Annotated in this window: 12 protein-coding genes; 3 read left to right on the forward strand and 9 right to left on the reverse strand. The window is 67.0% G+C overall.

What is annotated here, in order from left to right:
• Nucleotides 1–2: 2 nt before the first annotated feature.
• From IB242_RS01785 to IB242_RS01810, 6 genes are all read right to left on the reverse strand, one after another.
• On the reverse strand, nt 3–2012 hold the full coding sequence (locus IB242_RS01785; protein WP_343237066.1) for a tetratricopeptide repeat protein: 2010 nt from the start codon (nt 2010–2012) through the stop codon (nt 3–5).
• Entirely contained in the window at nt 1903–2877 is a 975-nt protein-coding gene (locus tag IB242_RS01790) for a class I SAM-dependent methyltransferase (protein WP_192275483.1), read from the reverse strand. Before IB242_RS01790 ends, IB242_RS01785 begins: the two co-directional genes overlap by 110 nt.
• Before the next feature lie 4 nt (nt 2878–2881).
• On the reverse strand, nt 2882–3598 hold the full coding sequence (locus tag IB242_RS01795) for a putative 2OG-Fe(II) oxygenase (protein WP_192275484.1): 717 nt from the start codon (nt 3596–3598) through the stop codon (nt 2882–2884).
• Between the two features lie 144 nt (nt 3599–3742).
• The gene (locus tag IB242_RS01800) at nt 3743–6388 is read right to left on the reverse strand and encodes a TonB-dependent receptor (RefSeq protein ID WP_192275485.1); all 2646 of its coding nucleotides are present in this window, start codon (nt 6386–6388) and stop codon (nt 3743–3745) included.
• 237 nt (nt 6389–6625) lie between these two features.
• Nucleotides 6626–7516: a hypothetical protein gene (locus IB242_RS01805; protein ID WP_192275486.1), complete on the reverse strand. Its 891-nt coding sequence runs from the start codon at nt 7514–7516 to the stop codon at nt 6626–6628.
• Between the two features lie 111 nt (nt 7517–7627).
• Nucleotides 7628–8521, reverse strand: coding sequence for an Hsp33 family molecular chaperone HslO (locus IB242_RS01810; protein WP_343237067.1), 894 nt, complete (start codon nt 8519–8521; stop codon nt 7628–7630).
• Between the two features lie 106 nt (nt 8522–8627).
• Between IB242_RS01810 and mtgA the strand changes: the two genes are divergently transcribed.
• The 3 genes from mtgA (at nt 8628) to IB242_RS01825 (ending at nt 10840) form a co-directional block, all read left to right on the forward strand.
• Nucleotides 8628–9353, forward strand: a complete 726-nt coding sequence (gene mtgA, locus IB242_RS01815; RefSeq protein WP_192275488.1) for a monofunctional biosynthetic peptidoglycan transglycosylase — start codon at nt 8628–8630, stop codon at nt 9351–9353.
• Between the two features lie 76 nt (nt 9354–9429).
• Entirely contained in the window at nt 9430–10452 is a 1023-nt protein-coding gene (locus IB242_RS01820) for a glycosyltransferase family 2 protein (RefSeq protein ID WP_192275489.1), read from the forward strand.
• Complete coding sequence (locus tag IB242_RS01825) at nt 10412–10840, forward strand: CBS domain-containing protein (protein ID WP_192275490.1); 429 nt, start codon at nt 10412–10414, stop codon at nt 10838–10840. The genes IB242_RS01820 and IB242_RS01825 overlap by 41 nt, the downstream gene beginning before the upstream one ends.
• 161 nt (nt 10841–11001) lie before the next feature.
• Here IB242_RS01825 and IB242_RS01830 read toward each other — a convergent pair whose 3' ends face one another.
• The 3 genes from IB242_RS01830 to IB242_RS01840 form a co-directional block, all read right to left on the reverse strand.
• Nucleotides 11002–12978, reverse strand: coding sequence for an AsmA family protein (locus IB242_RS01830; protein WP_192275491.1), 1977 nt, complete (start codon nt 12976–12978; stop codon nt 11002–11004).
• Between the two features lie 65 nt (nt 12979–13043).
• A complete protein-coding gene (locus tag IB242_RS01835; protein ID WP_192275492.1) occupies nt 13044–13718 on the reverse strand; it encodes a hemolysin III family protein in 675 nt (224 codons plus the stop codon).
• 93 nt (nt 13719–13811) lie between these two features.
• Nucleotides 13812–15416 (reverse strand): peptide chain release factor 3, encoded by a 1605-nt coding sequence (locus IB242_RS01840; protein ID WP_192275493.1) that lies wholly within the window; start codon nt 15414–15416, stop codon nt 13812–13814.
• Between the last annotated feature and the right edge of the window lie 26 nt (nt 15417–15442).

The raw sequence follows: 15442 nt of genomic DNA on the forward strand, positions 1-15442 counted from the left end.
TCTCAAACGGCCAGGATTCGGAAAACGGATTCCAGCGTCGACGCGGTGCGCCTGATATCGAAACACCGGGACGAACGGCGCTGCGCATCCAGACGGAGACGGATGGCATTCAAGCTGGAAGGGGCGTTGCCCAGTGCCACCGCAGTGCGAACATAATCTTCAGCATCGGAACAGACAAGTTCGGACAGGCCCAGATCCAGATTCAGGCTGGCGCTCATTCTGGACAAAGGCGTACTCCCTTGCACCGAGAGGAGAGGAAGGCCTGCCGACAGCACGGAAACCGCAGTTGCACCCGCGTTGTACCTGAAAGCGTCAAGGAAAAGATCGCAGCTGGCGGCCCGATCCTGTTGGGCATCGAACGGGAGCCGGTCAAGAAGGTGGAGACGCACCGGGTCTCCGCCGTGTTCGGCCCATGCACGAAGAAAGCCGGCCCTCGCATGGGGCTCGAGAAGGAGCGCGAGAACGCTGTTCTCCACACCATCCAAGATCGATACCCAGGCGCTGAGCAGGGGATGATCGATCTTGTAGGCGTTGTTGAAGCTAGCGAAGACAATGGCGTCATCCGGGAAGCCGAATCTGTTCCTGTCAGGAACGGGCTGCGAAGGGGTGGCGAGGGGAAGCAGTGGGCAATCCAGCTGGATGATCCGATCCGAGTACGGCCAGTCGATCATGGTGGAGGCATTCCGATCCAGCAGGATTCCGTCCAGCCATGGGGCATTCTGGCCATGGATGAAGCCCAGCCAGCCGAGCTGGAGGGGGGCTGGCCTCCCTGCGAGCACCTTGGGACGCGCGCCCGCGGTGTAGCCGCCCAGATCGACCAGAACATCCAGGTCCGCCGAGGCGATGATGCGGGTCGCCTCCGGGTCGTTCGCCGTCGAAAGGTCGACGAAGACATCGAAGCCGGCCTTGATCTCCATGCCGACCTCGTCGGCGTGATCGAGCAGCCCATAGCCATAAACCTCGAACGCCGTACGGTCGTGGGCGCGGAACAGGCTCCTCACCAGCTGACCCACTGCATGTTCGCCGAAATCCGCGGAGAGATAGCCGACGCGGATTCTGCTACGTGATTCGCGCCTGCGCGGGGGCACGGCGGGTACGGCGCTCTCGATGAGCGCCGCGTGGCGTTGCAGGAGATGATGCTTGTGGCGCTCCGTGAGTCCGGATGATGCAAGCGCGAACGGATCCGGCAGATCCCCTTCGGTTGGCGGGCCTTCCTGCAGGCGAACCAGCAACCGCTCCAGTGTTGTTGCCTGATCCGTCAAAAGGCAGCTCACTGCCTGGGCGTGGGCAAGCCTGACGCGTGCATCGACCCTGCGCGGATGGAGGGCGCACATGCGTTCAAAACAGGCAAGGGCCAAGGGCTGGTCGCCAAGCTGGGTCGCGCACTGGCCGATGTTGGTGATCTCGCCCGGGTGTTTCGCCTCGACCATCCGATAGCAGTCGATGGCCTCACGCCAGCGCCCCTGCGCCTGGCAGGCCTCGCCCAGATAATGCCAGGCCTCCAGACAACGGTCGTCGATCGAAAGACACTGCCTCAGTGCGTGCTCCGCTCGGGACAGGTCATGAATCCTGAGCAGGGACGTCCCTCTGACAAGCCAGGGGGCCACCTCATCCGGTAGATGCGTGATGGCCAGCCCTGCGGCGTGGGCGGCCTCGACAAGATTACCCGTCGCCCGCAGACACACGGCCAGCGCCAGGGCAGTGTCCGCCGGCGCGCCGCTCAACGAGACCGCGTGTCGAAGCACCGGTACCGCATCGGCGTGGCGCCCGAGCTGCATCAGCAGTGCCGCGTAGTCACGATGAAGTACCGGATCGTCGGGGGAGGTCAGCATCGCACGCTCGTAAAGGCCTGCCGCCTCGGACAGGTCGCCGCGGACGTGCGCGAGGTGTGCGGCCGCCGCGTCACCCACGGCGCGCGACCAGCGTCCAGCCCATGCAGCGATCCGGGCGTTCGAACAGTGGCGACGCCTCCGTGCTGAAACCGGCATCCCGGAGCACGGCCCGGAGTTCATCCATTTGTGCTGTCGACAACGCGGCCCGAGTCATCTGCCGGAGTCTGAGTTCCTCGTCTTCCAGTGATTTCCTGCGCGCGAGCAGCTGCTCCTGCGCCTCCTGCCAGTGGCCACGTTCCGCATGCATCAGGGCTGTACGTACCGCCCGGATCACCGTCTCGAACATCCGCTTGGAGCTGGCGGTGCTGGCACGCTCGATCAGATCGCTTCCGGCGGCGTTGAACCGGCGACGCACGGCTTCCTGTTCGGGCGTCGGCATCGGGCTCGTGCGGGTGCCGATGACCCTGGCCATTTCCAGCGCCAGTTCCCAGAGCGGCGTCTGGCGTAGCAGATAGTCCGTGCTTTCCAGCTGCCGCTCGCTCGTTTCGGCCACGATCGAATCCCGGGTGTGCATCATCAGGGCGATCCTGCTTCGCACGGCGGCGACACGGAACGCTTCCCTGATGGCGGCGGTCTGCTCTGCATACTCGAAACCGAACTGGGAGACCAGCAGATGGACGCTTCCGTCGGCGAACGGAAGGCACTCGGCAGGCGTAGATGGGTGAAACGTGATGCCGTCATACTGCGATTCAAGTGACGTCATGCGTGCGGGCGGATCAATGTCGGCCAGGTCGACCCCGTGGATTTCCGCATGTATCCCCCTCCGCTCGCATTCCGCCTTGCAGAGCAGCGCCAGCGGGCCGTTGCCGGTGCCGATATCCACCACCCTGTCACCGTGTTCCAGTGTGGCGAACTGTGCGCGCCAGAAGTCCGCGATCGCGCCAGCATAATTACCATCGAGGCCGGTCGCACACGAATGCAGTACGCCGCTGCGCCAGAGGCCACTCCACGGGGAGGAAGCGTCAGACGAATGGGCAGGAGCCATGGGCTCAGTTCCCGGAAGACTGCGTGGCCGGCCTGCACCACGCATTCAAGGCGACCACGATGCGAGGGCGCTCTCCATCGTAGGGATAGATCTCATGAACCAGATAGGAAGGAAACACGATCAATTGCCCCGGCTTGTGATTCAGAAGCCATGCTCCTTCGCGATAAGGATGCTGCATGTTTTCGTTGGCTGGATCCCGGTACATGCCCAGTCCCTGGCGTGGGTCGTGGAAACGGACGGCGCCACCTTGGGAGGATCTTGGGTCGCCTGGGTCCACGCAGTAGATGGCCGACCAGCTGGCATTGGGATGATTGTGCGAGGTCTGAAATCCCCCGGTGCGCGTGACATGGAACCAGGAGTGCATGTCCAGCGCGAAGCGCGCCATCTGCTGCTCATCGTACTGGTTGATGCCCTGGATGAAGTTCAGAAGCGTGGCCTGGATGAAGCCGAACAGGTGGCGGATGGCAGCTTCCGGGCGGGCATGCAGGAAGAAATTGCTTTCGAAGATGCCGAACTGCGTATCCCGGGCGGTCGCGTCGCGGTGCAGGTCTCCCTGGCTTTCCATGCCAAGGAAAAGTGCGGCGAGCTGCGCGTTGAGTGTGGATGCGCCGGGCATGTGTGCCTGCATCATCGGTACCGCATAGAGCGGAAACACGGTGGCCTGGATCTGGTCCGAATGGGTCATTGCTGGATCTGCCGACGAAGCATCAATGATCAGCATCTGCCGATGCCGTCTGTCAAGCATGCCAGAGACGGGCTCTGGTCGAGAGTTGATAGCCGCTTCTCCGCCACGCATCTACCCGATGCCCCCCCAAAAAAAGACGGCCCGCACTGGGCGGGCCGTCTTCCATCATTCACCGAGTGATCAGAAATTCTGCTCGTACCGGATGTAAGGCGTGCGGCCCCAGATGTTGTACAGCGTGTTGTCGTAGTACGGGAAGCCATTCAGCGAATCGTTGAACGGCGGATCCTTGTCACCGATGTTGCGGACGCCCAGAGTGATCTTGCCGTTCCACGGGGCGTTGTAGCTGAGCTGCGCGTCGAAGGTGGTCCACGACGGCAGGCTCTCGTCGGTACCCGCTTCGCCGCTGTCGCCGATGTAATTGGCGATCAGCGCGGCGCTCCAGTCACTCAGTCCCCAACTCAGGTAGAGCTGGCCGCGGTCTTCCGGATAGCCCGCGGTACCCGCGCGTTCGATCAGGCCCGAGGCGATCGGAGTGAAGTCGTACTCAAGCTGGTGCGACCAGGTCAGGCGGGCGCCGAAGTTGCCGGCGGTGGTGTCGATCGAATAGCTGCCTTCGAAGTCGATACCACGAGCGGTCTGCAGCGCGCCGTTGTCGGTCGGCAACAGGATCAGGTCGGGACTGCCTGGCAGCACGGCACCATTGGGTGCGGTGATCGGATTGCCGCGGATCACGCCGTAACCAGGAACACCCTGGTCGCCGTACTGGAAAGCCAGCGCGCGCGGCACGGTCGAGATCACGTTTTCGAGCTCGATGTCGTAGTAATCCAGCGCCAGCGAGATGCTGGAAGTCGGACTCCAGACGACGCCAACACCCCAGTTCTTGGACTCTTCAGGACGCAGGAACTGGTTGGAGACGACGCTCCAGGTGTACTGGCCGCTCGTGGTGCACGGGTTGACCGGGTACGGCTGATAGCTCGCGTTGCCGGGGGTCGCCTGGACAGCCTGCAGGGCCGCACATGCCAGCGCGTCGCCACCGGCGAGGCCAGCGGTCGGGACCGGCGGACTGTTCAGGTTGGTGCTCGATGCCGCGCCATACATGTCCATCAGGGTCGGCGCGCGGAAGCCCTTGCCCCACGAACCGCGAACCAGCAGCTCATCGGTCGGACGGAACTCCAGGGCGACGCGCGGCGAGAACTTGCTGCCGACGTCGTTGTAGGAGTCGTAGCGGCCGGCTGCGGTCAGGCTCAGGGAGTCCAGCAGCGGGAACAGAGCTTCGAAATAGCCTGCGTAGTAGGCGCGCTCGCCGTTGCCACCTGCACCCGCGGAGCCGAATACGTTGCCGGCCGCGCTCTGTGCGTCGTAAACCTGCTCCAGCCGGTCGTCCCGGTACTCGAAACCGGTCACGAAGCTGACGGCGCCTGCCGGCATGTTGAACAGGTCGAACGCGATGTTGCCATCGGCGCTGACGGTGCGCTGCGCCGATTCGACGTAGACGGTATGGCCAACCCTCGGCGCAGCCGCGAGCACGCTGGGGTGGGTGGGGTCGAACGGGTTGTACTGGCCGGAATCGATCAGCTGCTGCAGCGTGCTGCCGATGCCGTAGTTGTAGTTCACGCTGCTCTGCGCGACGCGACCGTGGCCGACGCCCAGTTCCCAGTCAGCGCCGCCGAACCAGTCGTTGCTGCCCTGCAGGCCGAACGACACATCGCGATAGGTGTCCTTGCGGACTGCATCACGCGTACCCAGCGGAGTGAAGCGGTAGTACAGCGTACCGGCTTCGCCGAACGGGTTGAACGGGTTGTCCGCAGCGATGGTCGGCAGAAAGCCCGGACCACGGCCACCATTGTCGACCGGGGCGGACGCGTAGATGCCCAGGCTCTCGGTGTCGGACACGATGCCCCGGAAGAAGAACGAGGTGTTGTCGGTCAGCTGGTAGCTGCCGTTCACCAGCAGCGAGTCGCGAGACAGCGAGGCCTCGTTGGCCGAGGTGGCGCCATGATCGAAGCCGCAGAAGCCGTCTTCAGTGTAGTAACTGTTCTGGAACCGGTCGCAGTTGGCGACGGATTCAAGGCCGTTCGAGCCAAGGAAGTTGGCGCTGGCATTGTAGGGGCTCAGGCCCCACGTCAGCCCCGCACCAACGATCTTGTCCTTGATGGCGCGGTTGTACATCAGGTCGCGTTCCTGATGATCGATCACGAACGTCACGTTGCCGCGATCGGAGCTGATGCCGCCGGCAATGCTGGCGGTCCGGCCGGTCGGGCCGGTCTTCGGATCTTCGTAGCTGCCGGTAACGGTGAGGCCTTCGTAGTTCTTGCGCAGGATGACGTTGACCACGCCGCCGATCGCGTCCGAACCGTACACCGCGCCGGCGCCTTCACGCAGGATCTCGATACGCTCGACCGCCGCGGTCGGGATCAGGTTGATGTTGGCTGCGCCGCCGTCGAGGGTCGGCGAGTTGGTCATGCGACGGCCGTCCAGCAGGACCAGCGTGTAGTTGGCGCCCAGGCCGCGCAGGCTGATCGTCGCAGCGGAGCCGGTTGCCGAGCCCGACGACTCGCGATCGGAACCGAAGGAGTTGTAGACCGTGTTGCGCAGGAAATCGGCGACGGAAATCTCACCCGCTGCTTCGATGTCCTGGCGGGAGATGACGGTTACCGGGCTCGGGCCTTCGATCTCGGCGCGCTTCAGGCGCGAACCGGTGACTTCGACGCGATCCAGGGTCTGCGTGCCTTCACTGTCCTGCGCGAACGCAACACCGCTCGTCGCGGCACTGGCAATCAGCGCAAGCGAGATCGCTTCACGCAGCTTGTGGGACTTGTATGCCATTCGAACTCTCTCCGAAATGAAAATCCTGAGGGACCATACGGCGTCCCCTCGTGGTTTTGCCCGCATTCCTCAAGAAAGAGTCAAGGAAGACAGGGTGCCCCGATAGTAGCTCGGGCCATCCGGAAATTAAAGTGGCGTTAAAATTCAGGGAAGAATGTGTGCACGGCACGCAGCAGCGACCGGCCCGGGCGAACCGGACAAGTCAGGGGCGTGGGCAGCACACGAGCAACTGGGGGCTCAAAGCCCCTGCTCGTACCGGACGTACGGGATCGTGCCTTCGTCGGTGCTCTCGTTCGTCGGTGCGAACGGGTTCTTGCCGCGGGTGACGACGTTCTCGGCGCCGACCGTGAGCTGGCCGCTCCACGGAGTGCGCCAGGTCAGGCCCAGGCCCAGCCCTTCCCATTTGCCGGGCTGGCCCTGCACGTCGACCACGCGGCCGACGATGCTTGCGCTGAAAGCGCCATAGCCGCCTTCCACGGACAGGCTCTTGCTGTCCCAGCGGTCGGCAAGGCCGGGAGCCGCCTCGGCGACGGGCACGAGGCGGGCACGTGCGTAGGTGCCTGCGATCGAGACGAAGCCCTCGGCACCGAGTTCCTTCTGGCCGAAGACCTGCAGGTCGTTCTGTTCGATCCTGCCGGCAGCCAGGGGCGAGCTGCCATCGGCCGCCAGCCACGCCGGCAGCCGGGTATCGCGGGTGACGCCGGTCGCCAGGCCGAACCGGCCACCCGGGCGATTGATGCCGGCGGTCGCGCTCAGGCGGTGGCCGTTGGCTGCATCGCGCTCATCGCTGCCGAGGCTGGCGAGCAGGCACTTGCTGGCCAGGCTGTTGATGCTGGCGCCACTGGTGCTGCTGCAGAGCAGGCCCAGCGAATCGCCGGTCCCCAGCCCGAACGCGGCATCCAGAGAACTGCTGCCGAAGTTCCAGCGGGCGGCCGGACCGGTCTGGCCGGTGGGCTCGAGCAGCAGCACGGCCTCGACCTTGCCGCTGCCCTTGTTCCAGACGGGCAGCACGGTCTGCTTGCCGCTGGACGCACTGGTCCGCGCTGGTGCCTGCGCATGCACGGCCGACGCCGCGAACAGGGTCGCGGTCAGGACGGTGGCGAGCAATGACAGGCGGCGCAGGATCATGTGCTTTCTCGGACCTTGCAGGACGAGACGAGTTCCCGGACGGACAGGAATTCGATCCTAGGCGATTTACGTTTAGTTAACAAGCGCCGCCCTCCCCGGAACAGCGGCCGGCTACTGCAGCCGGTCAGGCGCCGGCGCGTTCGCCGGCGGCTGCTGGAACAGTACGCCGATCTCGGTCAATGGGAAGTGATACCGGCGGCCGCAGAAGCCGCACTGGATCTCGGCCTGGCCGGTCTCCGCCGCTGCCGCGCGGGCTTCGTCCTCGCCCAGCGACTGCAGCATGGCCGACACACGCTCGCGTGAGCAGGAACAACCGAACGCCAGCGCCGTGCCGGCCAGCAGTTCCGGCGCTTCCTCATGGAACAGACGGTGCAGCAGGGTCGGGCCGTCGGCTGCGAGCAGTTCGTCCTGGCCGAGGGTGGCGAACAGGGCACCGGCGCGATCCCAGCCGTCTTGGTCGCCTTCGTCGCCGGGCAGCTTCTGCAGCATCAGGCCGCAGGCGCGCTCGCCGTCCGCGGCCAGCAGCAGGCGCGTGGGCAACTGCTCGGACTGGCGGAAGTAATCCTCCAGGACGCCGCTGAGCGAAGGCGAGGACAGCTCGACAAGGCTCTGGTAACGCAACGGTTCGCGCGGGTCCAGGCCCGGATTCTCGATGGTGATGGCCAGCAGTGGGGACGCGAGCTGATCCAGCGCTTCCGGTGCGTCGTGGCCACCATCCTCCAGCTGCACGATGCCGCGGATCTGGCCGGCGGCGGTGCATTCGGCAAACAGCAGTCGGACCGCGGACTCCGCGCGCAGCTGCAGCGACAGGCGTCCCTCGACCTTGACGTGCGAGGTCAGCATCGCGGTGGCCGCGCAGGCCTCGCCCAGCAGGCGGCGTGCGACGGGGGGGTAATCGGCATGGGCCAGCAGCGCATGCCAGCTGTCCTGCAGGCGGACATGGACGCCGCGGACGCCGGCGTGCGGCAGCAGGAAGCGGATCAGGTGGTCTTGTTCGGCGGACACGTGGCACCTCGAGACGGGACGGCGGGGGCGCAGCGTGAGGAGGGAGTGTGCGCGCGTGGTGATGCGGCCATTATCATTCGGCATCGCAGCGACAGATAGGGGCGGAATGGGCGCGATCAAGGGCGAACGGCGGCGTGGCCGCCGCATCTGGCGGTTGGTGCTGTGGGCGCCGGTGGCCTTTGTGGTGATCACCGTGCTGCAGGTGGCGGCGCTGCGTTTCATCGATCCGCCAACGTCGGCGTTCATGATCGGCCGGCAGATGCAGGCCTGGGGCGAGGGCGAGTGGCGCTTCCGCGTCGCCTACGACTGGCGCGACCTGGATGCGATCTCCCGGCACATGCCACTGGCGGTGATCGCGGCCGAGGACCAACGGTTCGCGGAACATTCCGGCTTCGACATGGAGGCGATCGAAAAGGCGCTCGACCACAACGCGCGCGGCAAGCGCGTCCGCGGCGGCAGCACGATCAGCCAGCAGGTGGCCAAGAACCTCTTCCTCTGGCAGGGGCGCAGCTGGCTGCGCAAGGGACTGGAGGCCTGGTACACGGTGCTGATCGAAGCGATGTGGCCAAAGCAGCGCATCGTCGAGGTCTACGTGAACGTGGCCGAGTTCGGCGACGGCATCTACGGGGCGCAGGCTGCCGCACGCAGCTACTGGCGCAAGGATGCCGCGGCGCTGTCGGCCGGCGAGGCCGCGCGGCTGGCGGCGGTGCTGCCATCGCCCAAGCGCTACAGCGCGGCGCGGCCGGGGCCGTACGTGCAGCGGCGCGCGGCGTGGATCCAGCGGCAGATGCGGCAGATCGGCGGCGAATCCTACCTGCGTGAGCTCGAGTGATGCGCCCGCATGCGGTGCGCGCCGTGGACGATGCCCCACGCTGGTCGATTACGAGCCGGCTGTCCGGGATCGCGCCATGAGCAACGCTGCGAACGAGATGCTGACGGTGGTGGTGGCGGCCTGCAACGAGGCCGACGCCCTGCCGCTGCTGCACCCGCGCATCCAGCAGGCGCTGGACCGGTGCGACGTGCAGGCGCGCATCCTGTATGTCGATGACGGCAGCCAGGACCGCACCTGGCAGGTCCTGCAGGAACTCGCCGCGGGCGACGCACGCGTCGCCCTGCTGCGGCTGTCGCGCAACTTCGGCAAGGAGGCGGCGCTGACCGCGGGCCTGGACCGGGTCGAGCAGGGGGCGGCGATGCTGCTCGATGCCGACGGCCAGGACCCGCCGGAACTGATCCCCGAGTTCGTCGCGCGCTGGCGCGAAGGCTATGACGACATCTATGGCACCCGCGTGGCCCGCGATGGCGAATCGTGGGTGCGCCGCAGCGCCGCGTCGCTGTTCTACCGGGTGATCGGCCAGCTGTCGCGCACGCCGATTCCCGCCGACACGGGCGACTACCGGCTGCTGTCGGCGCGTGCGCTGGCCGCGCTCTCGCAGCTGCGCGAGCGCCATCGGTTCATGAAGGGCCTGTTCGGCTGGGTCGGTTTCCGCCGCATCGCCCTGCCGTATCGCCGCTCGCCCCGGCTGGCCGGCGACAGCAAGTTCAACCTGTGGCGCCTGTGGAACTTCGCGATCGAGGGCATCACCGGTTTCTCCACCGCGCCGCTGCGGCTGGCGACCTACGTCGGCCTGCTGACCGCGATGGTGGCCTTCGTCGGCGGCGTCGGCATCGTCGGCAAGACGCTGCTGTGGGGCGACCGCGTCGCCGGCTGGCCGACGATGATGGTCGCGATCCTGTTCCTGGGCGGCGTGCAGCTGATCGCGCTGGGCATGATCGGCGAGTACCTGGGGCGCCTGTACGAGGAAGCCAAGCAGCGGCCGCTGTACCTCGTCGACACCTGGCATGCGGCCGCGGGAGTATCCTGCCCGCAGGATCCTGCAGACGGAGGCACCGATGCATACGGTACGTCAACTGCTGGCCGACAAGCCGGCTGAAGTCTTCTCGATCGCGCCGGAAGCGCCGGTGATCGAGGCGATCCGGACCATGGCGATCCATTCCATCGGCGCGGTGCTGGTGCTCGAGGACGGACGCCTGGCCGGGATCCTCTCCGAGCGCGACTACGCGCGCAAGATCGTCCTGCAGGGCCGCTCCTCGTCCGATACACCGGTCAGCGCGATCATGACCGCGCAGGTGATCACGGTGGATCCCGATGCATCGGTGGACGCCTGCATGCGGCTGATGACCCGGCACCGCATCCGCCATCTTCCGGTGGTCGATGCGCAGGGCGTGGTGGGCGTGATCTCGATCGGCGACCTGGTCGGCGCGGTGATCGCCGGGCAGCAGGTCGAGCTCGAGCAGCTGCAGCGCTACATCGCAGGCTGACTGCCAGCCCGACGACCCGTCTGCACTGGAGTGGGGCGAGGCGGGTGTCCGTGCCTGCGCTCACGGCCGAAACAGGCGAGGTCTACGGGTCGCGCGATGCGTTCCATCGCGGCTGCGCATCATGTTCGGCCAAGGGCCAGTCGGCGTGGTCCGCGGTCCGGTCAGCGTGCGTACGCGCCACCGCAGTCGCTGTCCTTGCCCGGGCCGGTTTCGAAGGTGGCCAGCAGTGCCGCGGGCGGGGTGATGCTGCCCAGGGCGAGTGCGACCGCGCCGCGCAGGCCGAGCGCGGCGAAATCCGGCCGGAATGCCGGATCCTTGAAGGTGCCGGCCACGCGCAGCGGCGAACGCAGCGACAGGATGCTGCGGTCCTTGGGCCGCGGCCGCAGCAGCAGGTCCAGCTCTTCATCCTTCAGGCTCACCGTGCCTTCGCCGACGATGATCGTGTCGGTGCTGTCGAAAGCGAGGGCGCGCGTCTGCATCAGGCCGTCCTGCACCGAGAAGTCGGCGAACGCACAGCGGATCGGCACCTGCCGGTCCTTGGTGATCAGGAAGCGCAGCGACTCGGCGACATCCAGGCCGGCCAGCTCCATGATCAGGTTGCTGATCCGGCCAGGTCCCATGCCGACCGCGACATCGCCGTCGGCACTGCCGAAGATCGCGGCGATGGAGTCGCCGCGTCCTTCGATGCGGATGTCGCCACCGATCCGGCCGACCGCATCGCGGGCCAGCTCGCCGGTCGGGAACAGCTTCGGCAGGTCGAGCCCGCGCAGGGCGATCTGCGCCGAGGTGGCGATCGGCTGGTCGCGCGCGTTCATCCTGATCGTCGCGCGGATGTCGCCGCCGGCAACGCCGAAATTGAGCGGATCCAGGCGCAGCAGGCCGTCTTCCAGCAGCAGGTGCGCGTCCATGTCGTCCAGTGGCCAGCCAGGCGCGTTGATCCGCTGCGCGCGCCAGCGCACGTCGGCGTCCATCGCGCGCAGCTTGTCCAGGTCGTAAGGCGTGTCTGGCAGCAGGCGCGGGCTGGCGGCGCGTTCGGCCGCCTGCGCCTGCTGCCGGGTATTGGCGGTTTCGCCGTCGCCGGTCCTCGGCGGCGCGCCGACGAAGCCTGCGAGGTCGTCGAAATCGAGGCGACGCGAAGTCAGCTCGGCCTTGAAGTGGGGGCGGTCGCCGGACACGTCGACCTGCACGTCGCCGGCCAGATCGCTGTCGCCCACCCGGCCGTTGAAGCCGGTGTAGCGCCAGCGGTCGCCGGTGCGGCCGAGGCGGCCGTCGAGCGCATAGGGCGGCGATGGCGGCAGCGCCAGGCCGAGCAGCGGGTAGAGGTCCTCGAGGTCCTGGCCACTGAGCGCCATCTGCAGATCGAACTGGCGGAACTGGAACGGATGGGTCAGGGTGCCGCTCGCGCGCGCCCGCGTGGCGCCGGCGCTGGCCTTCAGGTCGATCCGGTAAGGCGTCTGCGTATCGACGAGATCCAGCGGCGAAGCGACATGGCCGTCGAGCTTGAAGGCAGCGCCGCGCCACCGGCCGGTGCCATCGACCGCGACCGGCGACCCCTCGGCTTTCCCGGGGGCGACGCTCTGCAGCGCGATGTCGATGTCGGTCTTCTCCGGGGCGTCGACGAAGCGCAGGCGACCGTTCTCCAGCCACAGGCGATCCAGTCTCCAGCGCGGTGGGCCATCGTCGGGCTCCTGCGTCGTGCCGAATCCTTCGAACGTCCAGTTGCCCGGCTCACCGTCCGTGCCCGTTTCGAGCCGGATGTCGGCCCGGCGCGCGCGCAGGTCGCGCACGTGCAGGCGGAAGGCGAGCAGCGGCAGGGCGGCGACGTCGACTTCCAGGCGTTCGACCGTCGCCATCTCGGCCTGTTGCGACCAGGCCGGATTTGCGAGACGCAGGCCATCGGCGCTGACGGTGATCGTCCTGCCGAGATCGACGTCCAGATCGCCGTCGATGTGGAAGGCGCGGCCGGTGGCCGAACTCACGGCGCGCTCGGCCGGACCCTTGAACCAGTTCCAGTCCCAGAGCGCGATCAGCAGCAACAGCAGTGCCGCGCACAGGGCGACGATCTCGAGCGTCCGGCGTCCGGGGCGCCAGCGACGACGGGCAGGAGCGGCTTCGGTGTCGGGCGTGGACGTCGACATGCAGCCAAGTATCGGCAGGCCGCGTGGAGGTCGTGCGAACGACGCGTCGCGTCGTTCAGTCGTGCTCAACCGTGCAGGCGCGGCGCCAGGACCTGGGCGCTGACCGCGACGAAATGGCACACGCTGCCGCCGATCACGAACAGGTGCCAGATCGCGTGCGAGTAGCGGATCGACTCGCGGTGGTAGAAGAACGTGCCCAGCGTGTAGAAGATGCCGCCGGAGAACAGCCAGCCCAGGGTCCAGCCGTCGAGCGAATCCAGCATCGGCTCCAGCGCGACGATCACCAGCCAGCCCATCGCGATGTAGATCGCGGTCGACAGGCGCGGGAAGCGGCCGGTGTAGAACAGTTTGAAGATCACCCCGGCTACCGCCAGGGTCCAGATCGCCGCGAACAGTCCCCAGCCCCAAGGGCCGCGCAGGCCGATCAGGGTGAACGGCGTGTAGGTGCCGGCGATCAGCAGGTAGATCGCGCAGTGGTCGAAGACCTTGAGCCGGCCCTTGGCGACCGGATGCTGGATCGCGTGGTACAGGGTCGAGGCGGTGTACAGCAGCAGCAGGGCCACGCCGAACACGATGGCGCCCGCCAGCTGCCAGCCATCGCCGTAGATCGCGGCGAGCGTGATGAGCACCGCGCCGCCGCCGAGCGCGGCCGCCGCGCCGAGCCCATGGGTCAGTGCGTTGGCGATCTCGTCACGGATGTGGTGCGCGACGTTGTCCGCGGGGGTCGGTCCGGCCTGCATGCCGGGCACGTTACTGCAAGCTGGGCGCATTCGCATCCATACGGCGTCGGTGCATTCAGGATGGCGCCGGTCGTGGGACAGGCGCCGTCCCGATCAGTCCACGGCCACGCTGTAGGCGTGCTCGCGGGTGGCCGAGAAGCGCACGTCCGGCGCGCGTTCCTGGGCCAGCTGCAGGTTGACCCGGGTCGGCGCCAGATAGACCAGCTCGCCGGCCGCGTCGATCGCCAGATTGGTGGCGTTCTTCTCGCGGAACTCCTCGAGCTTCTTCGCATCGCCGCAGTGCACCCAGCGGGCCGTGGCCACGCTGACCGGCTCGAAGGTGGCGTCCACGCCGTACTCGTCCTTGAGCCGGTAGGCGACGACGTCGAACTGCAGCACGCCGACCGCGCCCAGGATCAGGTCGTTGCTCATCAGCGGGCGGAAGAACTGGGTGGCGCCCTCCTCGGACAGCTGGGCCAAGCCCTTCTGCAACTGCTTGAGCTTGAGTGGATCGCGCAGGCGTGCACGGCGGAACAGTTCCGGCGCGAAGTTCGGGATGCCGGTGAACGACAGCGCCTCGCCCTCGGTGAAGGTGTCGCCGATCGAGATCGTGCCGTGGTTGTGGATGCCGATCACGTCGCCCGGCCAGGCTTCGGCCGCGATCTCGCGGTCGGAGGCCATGAAGGTCAGTGCGTTGGCCAGCTTGTGCTCCTTGCCGCTGCGCACGTGGAAGGCCTTCATGCCGGCGACGAAGCGGCCCGAGCATACGCGCATGAACGCGACGCGGTCGCGGTGCTGCGGGTCCATGTTGGCCTGGATCTTGAACACGAAGCCGGTCAGCTTGTTCTCGACCGGCGCCACGTCGCGGCCGGTGGTGGCGCGGGTCTGCGGCGACGGCGCGTGCTCGACGAAGAAGTCCAGCAGCGGCTGCACGCCGAAGTTGTTGACGCCCGAGCCGAAGAAGACCGGCGTCTGCCTGCCGGCGCGGTAGGCGTCCAGGTCGAACGGATGGCTGGCGCCCTGTACGAGTTCCAGTTCGTCGCGCAGGTCGGCCAGCATCTGCGCACCGATCTTCTCGGCCAGGCCGGGCGAATCCAGCGACGGGAAGATGGTCGAGTCCTGGCGGGTGAAGTTGCGGCCCTGCTCGTACAGGTGGACCTCGCCGCTGATCAGGTGGACCACGCCCTTCAGGCGCTGGCCCATGCCGATCGGCCAGGTCACCGGCGCGCACTGGATGCCGAGCACGGTCTCCACTTCATCCAGCAGCTCGATCGGGTCCTTGCCCTCGCGGTCGAGCTTGTTGATGAAGGTCATGATCGGCGTGTCGCGCAGCCGGCAGACCTCCATCAGCTTGATCGTGCGCTCCTCCACGCCCTTGGCCACGTCGATGACCATCAGCGCCGAGTCCACCGCGGTCAGCACGCGGTAGGTGTCCTCGCCGAAGTCGGCGTGGCCCGGCGTGTCGAGCAGGTTGACGATCTTGCCCTCGTACGGGAACTGCATCACCGACGAGGTCACCGAGATGCCGCGCTCCTTCTCCAGCGCCATCCAGTCGGACGTCGCGTGGCGGGCCGCCTTGCGGCCCTTGACCGAGCCGGCCATCTGGATCGCGCCTCCGAACAGCAGCAGCTTTTCGGTCAGCGTGGTCTTGCCGGCGTCGGGGTGTGAAATGATCGCGAAGGTGCGACGGCGCGCGGCTTCGGTGGAGACTTCGGACATGGGGGAGCTGCGCCGCGCGGCGCTGT

The sequence above is a fragment of the Xanthomonas sp. XNM01 genome (genome assembly GCF_014851915.1).
Lineage (GTDB): Bacteria > Pseudomonadota > Gammaproteobacteria > Xanthomonadales > Xanthomonadaceae > Pseudoxanthomonas.

Coding starts and splice junctions, on each gene's coding strand:
- IB242_RS01840 (WP_192275493.1), bottom strand. CDS start 15,416: ATGTCCGAAGTCTCCACCGAAGCCGCGCGCCGTCGCACCTTCGCGATC.
- IB242_RS01800 (WP_192275485.1), bottom strand. CDS start 6,388: ATGGCATACAAGTCCCACAAGCTGCGTGAAGCGATCTCGCTTGCGCTG.
- mtgA (WP_192275488.1), top strand. CDS start 8,628: ATGGGCGCGATCAAGGGCGAACGGCGGCGTGGCCGCCGCATCTGGCGG.
- IB242_RS01790 (WP_192275483.1), bottom strand. CDS start 2,877: ATGGCTCCTGCCCATTCGTCTGACGCTTCCTCCCCGTGGAGTGGCCTC.
- IB242_RS01795 (WP_192275484.1), bottom strand. CDS start 3,598: ATGCTGATCATTGATGCTTCGTCGGCAGATCCAGCAATGACCCATTCG.
- IB242_RS01830 (WP_192275491.1), bottom strand. CDS start 12,978: ATGTCGACGTCCACGCCCGACACCGAAGCCGCTCCTGCCCGTCGTCGC.
- IB242_RS01820 (WP_192275489.1), top strand. CDS start 9,430: ATGAGCAACGCTGCGAACGAGATGCTGACGGTGGTGGTGGCGGCCTGC.
- IB242_RS01825 (WP_192275490.1), top strand. CDS start 10,412: ATGCATACGGTACGTCAACTGCTGGCCGACAAGCCGGCTGAAGTCTTC.
- IB242_RS01805 (WP_192275486.1), bottom strand. CDS start 7,516: ATGATCCTGCGCCGCCTGTCATTGCTCGCCACCGTCCTGACCGCGACC.
- IB242_RS01835 (WP_192275492.1), bottom strand. CDS start 13,718: ATGCAGGCCGGACCGACCCCCGCGGACAACGTCGCGCACCACATCCGT.
- IB242_RS01785 (WP_343237066.1), bottom strand. CDS start 2,012: ATGAACTCCGGGCCGTGCTCCGGGATGCCGGTTTCAGCACGGAGGCGT.